The 16194-nt window shown below is 38.2% G+C and carries 15 protein-coding genes and 1 pseudogene; 15 read left to right on the top strand and 1 reads right to left on the bottom strand.

Annotated elements, in window-relative coordinates; all coding sequences use genetic code 11:
- The first annotated feature begins 599 nt into the window (after positions 1-599).
- The 14 genes from R3F25_02745 to R3F25_02680 all read left to right on the top strand — a co-directional run bounded on the left by R3F25_02745 (position 600) and on the right by R3F25_02680 (position 12770).
- Positions 600-1886 (top strand): endonuclease domain-containing protein, encoded by a 1287-nt coding sequence (locus tag R3F25_02745; GenBank protein ID MEZ5495735.1) that lies wholly within the window; start codon positions 600-602, stop codon positions 1884-1886.
- Positions 1886-3175 (top strand): UDP-N-acetylmuramoyl-L-alanine--D-glutamate ligase, encoded by a 1290-nt coding sequence (murD, locus tag R3F25_02740; GenBank protein ID MEZ5495734.1) that lies wholly within the window; start codon positions 1886-1888, stop codon positions 3173-3175. Before R3F25_02745 ends, murD begins: the two co-directional genes overlap by 1 nt.
- A complete protein-coding gene (locus tag R3F25_02735; GenBank protein MEZ5495733.1) occupies positions 3165-3902 on the top strand; it encodes a tetratricopeptide repeat protein in 738 nt (245 codons plus the stop codon). Before murD ends, R3F25_02735 begins: the two co-directional genes overlap by 11 nt.
- Positions 3903-3939: 37 nt before the next feature.
- Positions 3940-4194 carry a YfhL family 4Fe-4S dicluster ferredoxin gene (locus tag R3F25_02730; protein ID MEZ5495732.1) on the top strand — a complete coding sequence of 85 codons (255 nt, stop codon included), beginning with the start codon at positions 3940-3942 and terminating at the stop codon, positions 4192-4194.
- On the top strand, positions 4191-5840 hold the full coding sequence (ggt, locus tag R3F25_02725; GenBank protein MEZ5495731.1) for a gamma-glutamyltransferase: 1650 nt from the start codon (positions 4191-4193) through the stop codon (positions 5838-5840). The genes R3F25_02730 and ggt overlap by 4 nt, the downstream gene beginning before the upstream one ends.
- Entirely contained in the window at positions 5837-6679 is an 843-nt protein-coding gene (locus tag R3F25_02720; GenBank protein ID MEZ5495730.1) for an MBL fold metallo-hydrolase, read from the top strand. The genes ggt and R3F25_02720 overlap by 4 nt, the downstream gene beginning before the upstream one ends.
- Position 6680: 1 nt before the next feature.
- On the top strand, positions 6681-7076 hold the full coding sequence (locus R3F25_02715) for an MAPEG family protein (GenBank protein ID MEZ5495729.1): 396 nt from the start codon (positions 6681-6683) through the stop codon (positions 7074-7076).
- Between the two features lie 3 nt (positions 7077-7079).
- Positions 7080-8612, top strand: a complete 1533-nt coding sequence (locus tag R3F25_02710) for an alkaline phosphatase (GenBank protein ID MEZ5495728.1) — start codon at positions 7080-7082, stop codon at positions 8610-8612.
- Positions 8613-8765: 153 nt separating this feature from the next.
- Positions 8766-9029: a hypothetical protein gene (locus R3F25_02705; protein ID MEZ5495727.1), complete on the top strand. Its 264-nt coding sequence runs from the start codon at positions 8766-8768 to the stop codon at positions 9027-9029.
- 36 nt (positions 9030-9065) lie between these two features.
- Positions 9066-9893, top strand: coding sequence for a hypothetical protein (locus R3F25_02700; GenBank protein MEZ5495726.1), 828 nt, complete (start codon positions 9066-9068; stop codon positions 9891-9893).
- A 168-nt stretch (positions 9894-10061) separates the two neighbouring features.
- On the top strand, positions 10062-10457 hold the full coding sequence (locus R3F25_02695) for a hypothetical protein (protein MEZ5495725.1): 396 nt from the start codon (positions 10062-10064) through the stop codon (positions 10455-10457).
- A 70-nt stretch (positions 10458-10527) separates the two neighbouring features.
- Positions 10528-10929 carry a hypothetical protein gene (locus R3F25_02690; protein MEZ5495724.1) on the top strand — a complete coding sequence of 134 codons (402 nt, stop codon included), beginning with the start codon at positions 10528-10530 and terminating at the stop codon, positions 10927-10929.
- 6 nt (positions 10930-10935) lie between these two features.
- Positions 10936-12495, top strand: coding sequence for a 2Fe-2S iron-sulfur cluster-binding protein (locus R3F25_02685; protein MEZ5495723.1), 1560 nt, complete (start codon positions 10936-10938; stop codon positions 12493-12495).
- 32 nt (positions 12496-12527) lie between these two features.
- A complete protein-coding gene (locus tag R3F25_02680; GenBank protein ID MEZ5495722.1) occupies positions 12528-12770 on the top strand; it encodes a CDGSH iron-sulfur domain-containing protein in 243 nt (80 codons plus the stop codon).
- A gap of 8 nt (positions 12771-12778) precedes the next feature.
- Here the strand turns inward: R3F25_02680 and uvrA are convergent.
- Positions 12779-15592 (bottom strand): annotated as a pseudogene (gene uvrA / locus R3F25_02675) (excinuclease ABC subunit UvrA).
- A gap of 281 nt (positions 15593-15873) precedes the next feature.
- Here uvrA and rplU point away from each other — a divergent pair.
- A complete protein-coding gene (rplU, locus tag R3F25_02670; GenBank protein ID MEZ5495721.1) occupies positions 15874-16185 on the top strand; it encodes a 50S ribosomal protein L21 in 312 nt (103 codons plus the stop codon).
- Positions 16186-16194 lie beyond the last annotated feature (9 nt).

The following is a 16194-nucleotide window of genomic DNA, read 5'->3' as shown; positions in this document are numbered from 1 at the left end:
TCGGAGGCGAAGATAGTCCAGTAGCAAATAAGACAATGTTCATGATCGTCTGGTTTGTCATATTTTTTGAAGAACCAATTTTGCTGCCTAGCCCACTCAACATTGTTTTGAATGTCGGCAACCTTCCATTGCTCTCCGTGTATCTCTATTTGCTCAGCCATCTATTAAGAAGTATAACAATTCATTATATGTGCATCAATGCAAGATATTAATTATTTTGCGTATATTAATACACTCGTTTTAATGATTTTGATACTAACATACTGATTTTGTGGTGTAAAGCTGGTAGGTTGGGCTAAGTTTACGAAGCCCAACAAAATATTGAATCGATTTGTTGGGCTTCACTTCGTTCAACACTAACCTTGTATATTGGCTAAAGCCAACTACCCTTTTTTTATTTAAAAAAATGCAATCGTAAGGAGATACTTACGACTTTGTTCGTGGATTATGTCCATTCCACTCAGTATGACAGTTTTGTTGTACTGGTCGCACAAGCAAAAGAAACATTAAAAGCCGTTTATTTTGCAGTCTTTTTGAATCTATGTCAGAATACATCTCTCTAAAACTTCAGCAATAATTTCAAGTCACTTTTAGCATTTATGCCAAGTCAATTTCATAAAGTTTTTAAATTTCTCGATTGGGATTTTGATGTTTCAAATTACCGATTGATGCTGGCTTATGAGTTGGAAAATGTTGGTAAAGTTTGTGAAGAAATTGAGTTTCCTGAGTTTGATTTAGAGGTTTATCATTTCAGAAAAAATTCCATCGAAGCGACGTGTGATTTATTGCATTGGCTTGCCGGTGTGAGTTATTACAAAGCAGGTTTGGCGGAAGATATTGAATTTTCAGAAAAAAAACCATCTCAATCTGTGAGTCAGTTTATTCATAAAACCTGGAAAAATGGTTTGGCGGAAATGGCGTATCAGAATCAGGTTTCTTTGAAAAATTTGATGAATTTCCCGAGAGAGTTTTCAGGAGAAAATACGAAACCTGTGCAATTAAACTTATCCAATCGTGCATTAGTCCCTTTGGGTGGTGGTAAGGATTCATTGGTGACGATTGAAGAACTCAAGGTTGAGAAAAAGGATTTTAGTTTGTTTGTTGTGGGCTCATCAAAGCTGATATTGGAAGTGGCTGATTTTATTGATATACCTTTGATTCAAGTACAAAGGAAAATTGATAAAAAATTGATTGAGTATAATAAACAAGGCGCGTTCAATGGTCATGTTCCCATCACTGCAATCAATTCGGCGATAGCTGTTTTAACAGCTTTATTGTTTGATTTTAACGAAATTGTTTTTTCTAATGAGAAGTCCGCAGAGTTTTCAAATACAACTAACGACGATGGCGATGAGGTTAATCATCAGTATTCAAAAAGTTATGAATTTGAAAATGATTTTCAGGAAATCATTCGTACACAAGTCGCATCTGATTTGCGATACCATTCAAAGCAAAGGAACTTTTCTGAACTTGAAATCTTGAGAAAATTTTCTAAATATCCGCAGTATTTTTCAGTCTTTTCCAGTTGTAATCGAAACTTTCACATTGATGGTTCTAAAAATAAAAACAGCAAATGGTGTTGTGATTGTCCGAAGTGTCGGTTTGTGTTTTTGGGATTAGCTCCATTTGTTGAGAAGTCTGCTTTGCTGGATATTTTTGGATCAAATATGCTGAATAATGAAAACCAACAAAATGGTTTTGCCGAACTATTGGGCTTAAAAGGTATCAAACCGTTTGAATGTGTCGGCACTTTGGAAGAAAGCCAAACAGCTTTTCAACTCATCAAGGATAAAGATGAATGGTCTGGCGATAAAGTTGTAAAACAATTCAGCGAAATTTGTCCGAAAGCAGATGATGAACTGCTGCAAAAGTTGATGTCTGAATAATGAAACTCGAACAGTTAAATAACAAAAAAATCGCTATTTGGGGTTATGGCGTTGAGGGAAAATCTGCCGCTGAATATATACAAAGACACAATATCGAGTTTAGTATTTTGTGTTCGGCTGATGAAGCGGATGAAAAATATCATTGTGTGAATGAAAAGGTAACAACAGAGTTGCTCAATCAATTTGATGTTGTCGTGAAATCTCCCGGTATCAGTCCTTATCAGGATTTAATCCAAAATTGTAAAGCACAGTTCACATCACCGACGGCATTATGGTTTGCTAACGAGAAGCGTACAAATGTCATTGCGGTAACAGGAACTAAAGGCAAAAGTACGATTTCCAGTTTGTTGGCCCATGTCATTGCCGCTTGTGGGAAAACGGTTAATCTGGTCGGAAATATCGGACAAGCATTGTTGACTTCAACATCGGACTACGATTATGTGGTTTTTGAAGCCTCCAGTTTTCAAATTTTTGATGGCAATATTCATGCCGAAATTGCTTTGGTGAACAATTTATTTCCTGAGCATCTTGATTGGCATAAGGGTGAAAAAAATTATTTCCTCGATAAGCTGAAAATATTCGACTTTGCAGAAACTAAAATCATCAACGCAAACAATCAAAACTTGCAAAAATATGTGACTGACAAGAATCGAGTGGAATTCAACAGCAAAGTTGGGTTTCATGTTTTGAATAATGAATTGTATTTGAAAGATAAAGCCATTCTGAAAAGCTCAGAAATTCAACTCATCGGAATACATAATTTAGAAAATGTCGGAGCAGTATTAACGGTTTGTCAGCTCATCAATCTGGATTTGAACCAGTGTTTGGAAGCTGTGAAAACATTTCAGCCTTTAGCCCATCGTTTGCAATATCTTGGTAAAATCGGCAAGCATCATGCTATTAATGATAGCATTTCAACCACGCCGATAGCGACAATGGCAGCCTTAGGAACTGTTGACAGAAGTCGTACCATATTGCTGGTCGGAGGTTTTGATCGGGGTAACGACTGGACAAAATTTGCCGATTCGCTTAATGAAAGACCACCCAAATTATTGTTAATTTCGGGAGCGAATGGGGAAGCGATTTATAATCATCTGCAAAGTATCGATGCTAAATTTAGCTTCATGTATTGTAAAACGCTGGCTCAAGCCATTAAAATGGCTAATAAAAAATCAAATGATGATGATATTATTTTATTATCTCCGGGGGCTCCCAGTTTTGATCAATTCAAGTCTTATATTGAACGTGGAGATTTTTTTCAGCAAGAATTAAAGAAGTATGAAATTTAGCTTAGCAATTACATTAACTGTTTTATTTTCATTAGCGATTAATGCTCAAGAGAATAAGGAGTTTATTGTTCCTGAAGATTTGTTGAAACAAGTCGAAAGTGGAAATGATGAAATTGCTTATTTTGTGGCTTTGCAATTTTTGGAAGGTAACGACTCTTTTGCCCCGAATTATGATAAGGGAGTGGAGTGGCTAAAAAAAGCGGCTGAGTTGGGAAATCCTCATGCGATGTATGATTTGTCAGAAGAGTTAATTTATCAGGAAAAAGAAATGGAAGCACTTGATTGGTTGCTTAAATCATCTGAAAAAGGACATGCCGCATCATTTGAATCATTAGGGATGATGCATTACAACGGTCAGGCGGGTTTGGAAAAGGATTGCAATAAAGCATACAGTTTTTTTGAGCAAGCTCAACTAAGAAATCACGAGCTGGCATTTAATAATCATGCCTGGTTTTTGGCGACATCCCCTGATAAAAATTGCCGTAACCCTGAAAAAGCCTTGAAAATCATTTATGAATTGATGGCAATTTATGCCGGTGAAATGATTCCTTGGTTCGTATTGGATACAAAGGCAGCTGTGCTTGCGGCGGTTTCTGATTTTACTCAAGCGATTGAATTACAAGAATTAATTGTTAAAGAAGCCTCGGGTGATGGTGATTCCATGAACTCTTATAAAGAACGTCTTGAGAGCTATAAACAAAGAAAACCGTGGATTTCAAAGAATTAAACTACATATATATTGTTTGTGATTTGATAATAGGAAAATGGCACTAAAGATAACTGAGGAATGTATCAATTGTGATGTTTGCGAACCGGTTTGTCCGAATGAAGCAATTTACATGGGTGTGGAAATATTCGAAATCGACCCACAACTATGTACCGAGTGTGTGGGTCATTTTGACGAGCCACAATGTGTTGAAATTTGTCCGGTTGAGTGTATCCCAAAAGATGAAAATCACCCGGAAACTCCAGAACAATTACTGGAAAAATACAAAAGACTGATGGCTGAAGAACTATGAAAAAGATACTGACTTTATTGCTCGTTACACTCCAATTGGAAGCAAAACTGCCAAACAATCCGGCAATTGCTTCAGCTCACCCTTTGGCAACAGAGGCTGGATATGAGGTTATCAAACAGGGTGGAAATGCTTTTGATGCAGCAGTTGCTGTTAGCGCGGTATTATCTGTTGTTGAGCCTGAAAGTTCTGGAATTGGCGGTGGTGGTTTTTGGTTGTTGCATACTTCTGCTGATGGTAAAAACATATTTGTAGATGGTCGTGAAGAAGCTCCTAAAGCGGCGCATCGTGATATGTATCTGGATAAAGATGGCAATGTTGATCGAGATTTAGCAGTTAATGGTCCATTGGCAGCCGGAATCCCTGGAAATGTTGCTGCGATGGCGTATGTTAATGAAAAGTATGGAAAATTAACCCTTGCTCAGAATCTGGCTCCGGCTATCCGAATTGCTCAACAAGGCTTTCCCGCGTATGAAAAATTTATCCGTGGACTGAAAGAAGAAGAGGAGTTCATCAGACGCTATCCGTCAACAATGAAAGCCTATTTCATCAATGGAGAAAGGATTCCTCAATTGGGCGAAATTATCAAACAGCCCGATATGGCGACGACTTTACAAGCTATTGCTAAAGACGGAAAAGCCGGATTTTATGAAGGAAAAGTCGCTAAAAAGTTTATAAAAGCGGTTAAAAAAGCCGGTGGCAACTGGACTTTGGAAGATTTGAAAAACTACAAAATTGTTCTTAGAGAACCTATTTATACAACTTATCGTGATAAAAAATTAGTCACTGCTCCGCCACCATCTTCCGGCGGAATAGCACTGGCAACGATGCTGAATATTTTATCGGGTTGGGATTTAACAGAGATGAAGAGGGATGAACGAATTCATTTAATTGTAGAGTCCATGCGCAGAGCTTATCGTGATCGAAGTGTGCATTTAGGGGATCCTGATTTTTTTGATGTTCCGGTGGAAATGCTGGTCAATCCTTATTATGCAGATGGGTTGAGAGCAACAATCCGTGAAGACAAAGCGTTGCCAAGCGACTATCTTCCGGGATTAGCAGAATTGCGTGAAGGCAATGATACCACTCATTTTTCAATCATTGATACCGAAGGGAATTTGGTTGCAGTCACTCAGACTGTCAATACTGTTTTTGCTTCCAAGTTTGTTGCTGATGGCACCGGTGTTTTGCTCAACAACGAGATGGATGATTTTTCAGCTAAGCCTGGTGAACCGAATGCTTATGGTTTGATTGGTGGCGAAGCAAACTCCATTCAACCCGGGAAAAGACCGTTATCCAGTATGACACCGACTTTTGTTATTGGTGAGGATGATGTGGCGGTATTAGGAACTCCCGGTGGCAGCCGAATAATAACCATGGTATTGCTTGGTCTTTTGGATTATTTCGATGGGAATGGAGTGAGTTCATGGACGGCATTGCCCAGATATCATCACCAATATGTTCCTGATATTTTGTTTTATGAATCCGGCGCGATTGACGCTGAAACACTTCCCGGGTTAAAAGCTCGTGGACATCAATTAAAAGAATTGGATCACACTTGGGGAAATATGAACGCAGCTCATTGGAATAAGAAAACCGGCCAAGCCGAAGCAGCAACCGACCCTCGAGGAGAGGCTGCTGTTCGATGAAACTGATTTCGTTACAAGGAAACTCACAAATGCTGGATGCCGGAGCCATGTTCGGCAATGCTCCGAAAGCATTATGGTCTCGTTGGGTTGAGACCGATGAGTTAAATCGAATGAGTATTGCCTGTCGTTGTCTGTTGGCAACAGATTTTAATGGCAAGAATATTTTGTTTGAAACAGGTATTGGGGCATTTTTTGAGCCAAAATTAAAACAAAGATTTGGTGTTAATGAGCCGGGCCATATCTTGCTGGACTCTTTAGAACAGCATGGAATGACTCATCAGGATATTGATTTTGTAGTTTTAAGCCATCTTCATTTTGATCATGCCGGTGGATTATTGTCAGCTTATGAAGATGGTAAAGAACCGGAATTGTTATTTCCGAATGCCAAATATCTGGTTTCTGAAAAACATTGGCATAGAGCGATTAATCCACACCCGAGAGATCGCGCATCATTTATTCCCAAATTAAATGCATTGCTCGAACAATCCGGACGTTTGGTTTTTGTCAATGATTCCAGTTGTGATTTACTTCCGGGAGTGACTTTTGAGTTTACCGATGGGCATACACCCGGCATGATGCATTCGACCATTGCTGATGTGGTTTTCTGTGCAGATTTAATACCGGGAAAGGCTTGGATTCATGTGCCGATTTCTATGGGTTATGACCGATTTCCTGAGTTATTGATTGATGAAAAGACCAATTTTTTAAATGATCATTGCCAATTGAATCATCGTTTTTTCTTTACTCATGACCCCGAAATCTCTGTTGCAAAAGTGCAACTCAATGATGGACGTTTCAGTACAACCGATGAACAAAAAATTCTATTAGAGGAAAGATAACATGTTACATATCACAGGACTATATGCTTCAATTCTTGGTTTATTGATTATATTCCTTGCATACAAAGTTGTAAATTTCCGTAAAACCAAGCGAGTCGGAATAGGTGATAATGGTGATAAACTTGGAATGCGAGCGATTCGTGTTCACGCCAATGCCACTGAATATATTCCGATGCTAATTATTTTGATGGCAATTTATGAGTTGAATGGCGGTGCTGTGTTGGCATTACATATCATAGGAATTATCTCCGTTGTTGCCAGAATTTTGCATGCATTTGGACTTTCCGGTTCATCAGGGATTTCTTTTGGTCGATTTTATGGAACTGCTATAACCTGGGTTTCAATTGTTGGATTATCATGCCTCAATATTTATCAATTTCTTCTTAAAACAATTTAATTTATGAAAATTTCAAAATTTATGCCGTTGCTTTTGAGCACGCAATTTATCGCATGTGCACAAACTGTCAGCAATGAATCTGTAAAAGCAACCAATGCTCCTTTGAAGGTTGAATCTCCGGAATGGTGGTATCAACAAGGACAGAATCGTGTTAAACAATTATCACAGAAACAAAATTTTCCGATGAAGGCCAAGAATGTCATATTGTTTATTGGCGATGGCATGAATATCAGCACGATAACTGCGGCACGGATTTTAGAAGGTCAAAGACGAGGGGAAAGTGGGGAAGAAAACCAACTGAGTTTTGAAAAATTTCCGCAAACGGCATTATCAAAAACTTATAACACCAATCTGCAAACTCCTGATTCAGCTGGAACCATGTCGGCAATGATGACGGGGATTAAAACAAAAGGTGGTGTGATTTCTGTGAATGGTAACGTCAAAGTTGGAGATTGTGACTCAGGCAAAAATAACAGCCAAATTACTTTGCTTGAACAAGCTGAAAAACTTGGAATGAGTACAGGAGTGATTTCTACAGCCCGTTTAACACATGCGACACCGGCGGCAACTTATGCGCATGCAGTGAGTCGTGGTTGGGAGTCGGATAGCGAAATTCCTGAAATTGAAAGAGAAAAAGGATGTAAGGATATTGCCAGTCAATTGATTGATTTTAATTATGGTGATGGAATCGAAGTCGCAATGGGGGGAGGACGCCAGCATTTTATTCCTAATGAAATGAATGACCCCGAATATCCAAATAAAAAAGGAGTCAGACTGGATCAAAGAAATTTGATGCAAGAGTGGAAAGCTAAACATTCCGATTCGCAAGTGGTTTGGAACAGCGAACAATTTAATGCTCTTGATACCAAAAAAACGAAACATTTGCTTGGTTTGTTTGAACCATCACACATGAAATATGAGCATGATAATCCAAAAGATCAATCCGGTGAGCCTAGTTTGTCAGAAATGACTAAGACATCGCTGGACATTTTGAAAAATACAGAGAGGCCTTTTTTCCTGATGGTTGAAGCCGGCCGAATTGATCACGCCCATCACGCCGGAAATGCTTATCGGGCTTTAGTTGATACCATAGAACTCAGTAATGCGGTTCAGACTGCCGTTGAAAATGTCAATTTGAACGAAACTCTGGTTATTGTTACCTCCGATCACTCTCATACTTTCAATATTTCAGGCTATCCTCAAAGAGGGAATCCTATATTGGGTTTAGTCAAAACCCCTGATAAACAAGGAAATGTAATCGGTCAACTCGCAAAAGATGATCAAGGAAAACCCTATACAACATTATCCTATGCTAATGGTCCGGGATATGTGAATGGCGATAACCGACCGGATTTGTCTCATGTTGATGTTACAACTCCGGATTATAAACAAGCAGCGACAATTCCTTTGTATTCAGAAACCCACAGCGGTGAAGATGTGGCAATATTTGCCATAGGTGCAGGTAGTCAGTTGGTTCACGGTACCATAGAGCAAAATGTGATTTATCATATCATGCGACATGCGTTAGATCTTTAATAGATTTTATACTCATTATGAAGATTATGACAAATGTTACTTCGAGTTAACAATTGTTGACAGAAAGCACCGATGGGTTACATTGACTTATATTAGCAACTGCTTTAATATGAACCATTTTTGGTTGGAATACATGATAGAGAGAGGTGGTTTATGATGAAGAATGATAGAATTCTTTCGACAGCAGGAATTTGCCCGAGTAATGCAACAAAATTAAGAACCTATTGTAATCTAATACGTGGAAGCTTAACGGACAACTGGTTATTTGCCGATGAATTTGTTGATTGTCATGTTTGCTTTGTTCGTGATGATTACACTGAAACCCTTGCCAATAGCAAAGGCTCTGATGCACAGGTTTTTGTGGTTATAAACAAGACTGCAAAAGTGAAAATCGATGGAGAAAAATTTAAATATTAAATTGATCCTCCTCTCAATGCAACCAAAATTCGTGGAGTGTTAAATAGGATATCCAAAGAATTTCAATTCAAGCCAATTGGTAATGAAGAAACTCAAGAACCAAATCATTCCGAGAAAAAATCAGTAGCCAGTCGCTTTAAAACCGCATTTGAGAATATAAGAAGTAATTTCCTTGGTCGAAAAGGTCGGGAAATGGCCCAAAAGGAGCAAGACCGTAAAAAACAATTTATCAGTCGCATCACCCAGAAAATTCAGCTTGAGCAAATTAAATTAAAAAAAGTGGTATTTTTAGGCAGTCCGGGATCAGGAAAAACAACCGCTTTACAAACTGTATCTGGTGGAACAGCCTTGAGTTCCGAAGTTGCAGCCACAGATATTGTTGCTAAAGACAAGGAAAAAACCACAGTTGGTATTGATTACTCTGAGGTACAAGTCAATGATGGCTTAAAGTTACAACTATTTGGAACACCCGGGCAGGTTAAATTTAATTTTCTATGGGATGTAGTTGGAAAGTCAGCAGATGCATTTGTGATATTAATGGATTTATCGCGACCTGAGCCAATGATGTACTTAAAGTTCTATCTGAGATTTTTACACACCGAGATTGGAAATTCCAAAAATGTATTTTGTGCACTCACTCATTGCGATTTGTTTCCGGGTGATTTGGCTACATTTAAAGATTTAATTGAAAGTGAGTTTCCTAAATTGTCAGGAATCTATAACATTGACCCTAGAAATAAAGAAGATGTCTTAATTTTGCTAGAGGATGTTGTCGAAAATCTATCTTCAGAAAATTTTATTCAAGTAACTGAAAACAAAGGGGATATTGAAGACTCAAAGGGATTGAAGTTGATAAAATCATAACATTTTGGTGATATTGGATTAATTTGTTGTATCTAACAATTTTTGTGACGAAGCTCACATTTAATCTATGTTTCGCTTTGCAAAGCGTGATTAATCATATAACATTATATAAGCAACAACATTGTTGTATAAAAAAAATAATTCTATTAAAATATTGAGGAGAAAAACATGAGTGCTGATTCAATTTGTAAGTCATTATTGGGAGAAGTTCCGAAAGCATTGGCTGCCGGTTTGGTTGATATGGAAACCGGAATGTTGCTAGGAGTTAAAACGACTGATTCGCATCCGCAAGAAGTTATGGATATGTTGGCAGCTGCTACCAAAGAGCTTTTTGAAGGTGACATGTCAATGATGATTGATAAAACTTTCAAAAAATCGAGAGGAGACTCCAGTACGGAGCCTTACTTTCAGGAAATAATTGTGAACTCAAAAAACCTGATTCATTTGTTTATGCGTGTTCCTTCTATGCCACAGATTGTTGCTACAGTTGTGTGTAGAATAGATGCAAACTTGGGATTGGTGGTAACTAAGGGACGTACCATCCTGAAGAATGATAGCATCTAAATTTTAATTATATGTTTGATAATTGAGTGTGCTTGGGTGATCCTCAAGCATGCTTTATTAAGGGAGTTTTATGTCAGAAAAAGATTTATTGGTTGAATTGAAACGTGTATTGAATGACTATTTAGGTAATGTCAGCAGTACGGAATCTGTTTTTATTGCGACATTAGATGGACATTTATTACTGGATCGCTCCCGATTCGAGCATCCACTAGGTCAGGTTTCACCAATGGCAGGTTCAGTTTTGGGTATTTCTGAAACTTTAGCTTCTCAATTGTTAAAACAAACTTTGCAAGACAATATTGTAATCATGGATAAAAATATCCTTGGGCTTTTTAAAGTTCAGGATAAAGAAGACTCTCTGTTTTTTGGGGTTATATGTGATCGTTTGGTAAATTTAGGAAAAATGATTACATTTGCGAAAATAACGACTAAGGAAATCAATAAGGTTCTGGACGAACAAAACCTAATGTAAGTTATCATGCCAAAAATAATTTTCGGCACTCATCATTTTCATTGTAAAGATAATGAAAATTTGTTGGATGCTTTTTTTAGGAATAAGGTTGATATTCCATTCTCCTGTCGAAATGGAACGTGTCATGCTTGCGTAACCAAAGTCGTCTCAGGAAAAATTTGCGAACCTTCCCAATCCGGGTTATCCAAGCAATTAAAAGAATCAAATCATATACTTCCTTGTCGCTGTTATCCCGAAGGTGATATGGTTTTATCTCCTCCTTTGATTGAGGATATTTTCTCTCAAGCCAAAGTGACTTCAATTGAAGAGCTTTCGGAAACGATTTTTTCAGTGTCATTTAAGCCGGATGCAGAAACTCTTGAATTTAAAACAGGTCAGTTTGTTAATATTCGTACAAAACTTGATAATAAAGTCCGTAGTTACTCAATTACCAATCATTTTCAAGGTAGCGAAAGTATTATTTCGATTCATGTAAAAAGAATTGATAGTGGAGTTTTCAGTCAATGGGTCTTTGAAAATGCAAATATTGGTGATGAAATACAAGTTCAGTATCCTTTGGGTGCCAGTTATGTCACTCATGATAATTCAGTCACAGGAAAATTATTAATTGCCAGCGGTTCTGGTTTAGGTGCAGCTTATGCAATTGCCAAGGCTTCTCTTAATGATGGTTATGACAAAGTAGTTCATTTAGTTCATGTTGTTAAAAGCGAAGAAGATTTGTACTATCTGGAAGAACTGAAAAACTTATCTAATCAATATCCAAATTTTCAATTTGAAATATTAACTGATAATGATTCATCAGAATGTGTGGACTCAATTTTTGGTGAATTTGGATTATTAGAAAATTGGGAGGTTTATTTATACGGAAACCCGAAACTTGTTAAAGCCTCTATTCAGACAGCAAGAAATAAAGGAGTTCAGGAAGAAAAAATTATCAGTGATGCATTTGAATATGCGCAAATCCCGGAGTATTTCCAATCGGAAGAAGATTCCAATAAAATGGAGTTTGTAGAGGAAGAAAAACGTCAGTTCACTCCTGATATTGAAATGTGGAAAGCATTGGGTGAGGGTAAATTACTCAATCAAATTTTGAATGATTTTTATGACAAAGTATTAGCCGATGATTTACTATCTCCATTTTTCAAAGGAGTCACAAAAAGCCATATCGTCGGCAAGCAATACGCTTTTTTGAACCAAATTTTTACCGGCAAAGATTGTTATTTTGGCGACCGGCCTCGCAATGCGCATCATTGGATGATTATTTCTGATAAGTTGTTTAACTATCGAGAAAAATTATTTGCTGATAGTTGTATTAAATTTGGATTTAAAGAGCCTTTTTTATCACAAATGCTGGAGCTGAATGAAAGTTATCGAGCCGCTATTGTGAAAACCAGAATGTGGCCCAGAATTGATAAAGGTGAAGTTAAACCGATTAAAGGTTATGAAGAAATGATACTGGATATTGGTGGAATTTGTGATGGCTGTCATAAAGAGCTTTCACCGGGAGAAAAAGTTCATTATCATGATTTAACCGGTGAGATGTTTTGTAACGAATGCCGAGGTTAATAACTAAAAAATAATTGTTGTGGGATTAAATTATGAAACCGGAATGTCCAAAAAATGGTCCGTACGGAGTGATGCTTCAAGCAAATAAAACTTATTTGTGGTGTGCTTGCGGACGCAGTAAAAATCAACCCTATTGCGATAATGAGTCACACAAGGGAACCGATTTTTTACCCGTGCCTATTCGTATGGATGAACTGAGTTACATCAATCTTTGTGGGTGCAAAAAAACAAAAAATCCGCCTTATTGTGATCAATCACATCTAAAAGACGAATAGTTTATCTTTCACAACATTTTTGCTAAAAATTTTGCAGTGTGAGTTTTGTATTTTTTGACAACTTCTTCCGGAGTTCCCTGAGCAACAATTTCACCTCCGGCATCACCGCCTTCCGGTCCTAAATCCACAATCCAGTCAGCGGTCTTAACCACATCCAGATTGTGTTCAATAACAATGATGGTATTTCCACGGTCACGCAATTCATGAAGAACAGCCAATAATTGTTTAATATCAGCAAAATGCAATCCGGTTGTCGGTTCATCAAGAATATAAATTGTTTTACCGGTATCACGTTTCGACAATTCTTTAGCCAATTTGATGCGTTGAGCTTCACCACCGGACAAGGTTGTCGCATTCTGACCTAAGGTGATGTAACTCAATCCGACGTTCATTAAAGTATCCAGTTTAGTTTTAATGGTTGGGATCGCTGTGAAAAATTCAGCGGCATCTTCAACGGTCATTTCTAACACATCGTTGATATTTTTGCCTTTGTAGTGAATGTCGAGAGTTTCCCGATTGTAGCGTTTGCCTTTGCACACATCACAGGTGACATAAACATCGGGTAAGAAGTGCATTTCGACTTTGATAAGTCCGTCGCCCTGACAGGCTTCGCAACGACCACCTTTGACGTTAAAACTGAATCGACCTGATTTATAACCGCGAGCCCTTGCTTCCTGAGTACCGGCAAATAATTCACGAATCGGAGTAAATAACTGAGTATATGTCGCCGGATTAGAGCGTGGTGTTCTGCCTATGGCTTTTTGGTTGATTTCCACGACTTTATCGAAGAGGTCAATATTTTCAAAGTTTTTATACGGAGCCGGGCGGCTTTGATTACGGTTTAATTCCTTTGCCAAAACTCGGTAAAGTGTGCGATTGATAAGTGTTGATTTCCCTGAACCGGAAACTCCGGTAATGCAGGTGAATAAACCGGCCGGAAGATGTAAATCGACACCTTTTAAATTATTACCGGATGCTCCATTCAATGAAAACACCTTATCTTTTGCGATTTGAGTGCGTTGCTTGGGAATTTCAATTTTTTGTTTCCCTGAAAGAAATTGTCCGGTGAGCGATTTTTCATTGTTTTTAATTTCTTCGGGTGTACCTTGCGCGACAATTTCGCCACCGTGAACTCCTGAACCCGGACCAATATCAACCACATGATCAGCGGTGGCAATGGCATCTTCATCATGTTCAACAACAATCACAGTATTTCCCAAATCACGCAAACGTGTCAAAGTTTGCAGTAATTTTTCATTATCCCTTTGATGTAAACCAATGGACGGTTCATCCAGAACATACATCACGCCAACCAATCCGGCACCAATTTGGCTGGCCAAACGAATCCTTTGCGCCTCACCTCCAGAGAGGGAATTGGCATTGCGGGATAATGTTAAATAATTCAGACCTACATTCACCAGAAACTCCAAACGCTCCTTGATTTCTTTGAGAATCTTTTCGGCAATCTCGCCTTTCTTGCCTTCTAATTTCAGATTCTGAAAATATTGATGGCATTCCTCAATGGATAGTTTATTTATGTAAGGTAGAGTTTTATCGGCAATGAAGACATTTCTGGCAGCTTCATTCAGACGTTCGCCATAACAAACATCGCATTCTTTGTTGCTGATGTATTTGCTGAGTTCTTCACGAACCATATTGGATTCGGTTTCTTTATAGCGCCGCTTCATATTATTGGCAATACCTTCAAACTCTCTCATGCGATTGAATTCAATGCTGTCAGATGAGTATTTGAACATGATTTGCTCATCAGAGCCGAACATGATTATGTCCTGAATTTTCTTTGGTAAATCTTTTAATGGAGTTTCCAAATCAAATTTGTAATGTTCTGCTAGTGCCAATAACATTTGATAATAAAATCCGTTGCGTCGATCCCAACCACGAATAGCTCCGTTTGCTAATGATAAATCCCAGCTTTGCACAATTCTGTCAGGGTCAAAATATTGGCTGATTCCCAGGCCATCACATTCGGGGCAAGCCCCGTTGGGATTATTAAAAGAAAACAACCGAGGTTCCAGTTCTTCCAATGAGTAATCACAAATCGGGCAGGAAAATAATTCGCTAAAAAGATGCTCAATGGGGTCACCATCATCAAATGTTGCGATTTGTACCAGTCCTTCGGACAAAACTAAAGCGGACTCAATGGACTCAGCCAGTCTTTGCGCCATGTCATCTTTTATGCGAAAACGATCAACAACGGCTTCAATAGTGTGTTTGGTTTTAGGGTTGATTTTGGGTAAATCTTCCAACGAATAAACTTTATCATCAATGCGTACGCGAACATACCCGCTACCCATCAATTGTTCCAGCATGGCAGTGTGTTCGCCTTTGCGATTTCGGACTAAAGGTGCCAGCAACATGTATTTACGGGACGGATCTAATTGCATGATGCGATCCACAATTTCCGATACTGTTTGGGCTTCCAGTTTGATTCCATGTTCCGGACAGCAAGGTGTTCCGACTCTGGCATACAGCAAACGTAGATAATCATTGATTTCTGTAATCGTTCAAACAGTGGAACGCGGATTGTGCGAAGTGGATTTTTGTTCAATGGAAATTGCCGGTGATAATCCTTCGATATGGTCGATATCCGGTTTTGCCATCATCGATAAGAACTGCCTGGCGTATGCAGATAGTGACTCCACATAACGTCTTTGTCCTTCAGCGTAAATGGTATCAAAAGCCAGAGAGGATTTTCCCGAACCAGATAAACCGGTAATCACAATCAATTGGTTACGAGGTAAATCAATGTCGATATTCTTTAAATTATGAGTTCTCGCTCCGCGTAAAGAAATGTATGTCATGATTATTGGTTGATATCGGAAAACCGATAAGTTTAACTGATTTTTAAATTGTTTGCTTCAACAAAATCACAATGTCATAAAATATTCATGATAGCATTTTATCAAATCAAATATTGGCTAAAGAATCTCCATAAATCAGGGATTTAATGCTTTATTTATTGAAACTTTGGGTCGGAACAAGTAAAATCGCCGTCCTTGTAGCTGACGTCCTTGTCCGCATTGATACATGGGTCGTAGCGTTTTGAGGTTAAACCTCACATTTTAATTATTGGAGAAAAATCATGCATGCAGTTATTAAAACTGGTGGTAAACAATACAGAGTTAAAGAAGGCGATGTCCTTCGTGTTGAGAAATTAGGTTTGGAGCCTGGTTCAAAAGTTGAGTTTGATGAAGTGTTGATGACATCAGACGGCGAAAAAATTAATGTTGGAACACCTCATGTTAAAGGTGCAAAAGTTTCAGCTGAAGTAATGAGCAACGGACGTGCTAAAAAAGTAAAAATCTTGAAATTCAGAAGACGTAAGCATTCCATGAAGCAACAAGGACATCGTCAAAGTTATTCTGAAATCAAAATCAAATCAATTAAAGCGTAGGAGATAAGC

The organism is Gammaproteobacteria bacterium (assembly GCA_041395445.1).
Classification (GTDB): Bacteria; Pseudomonadota; Gammaproteobacteria; order Xanthomonadales; family Marinicellaceae; genus NORP309.
This window is presented reverse-complemented; position numbering and strand designations above follow the sequence as displayed.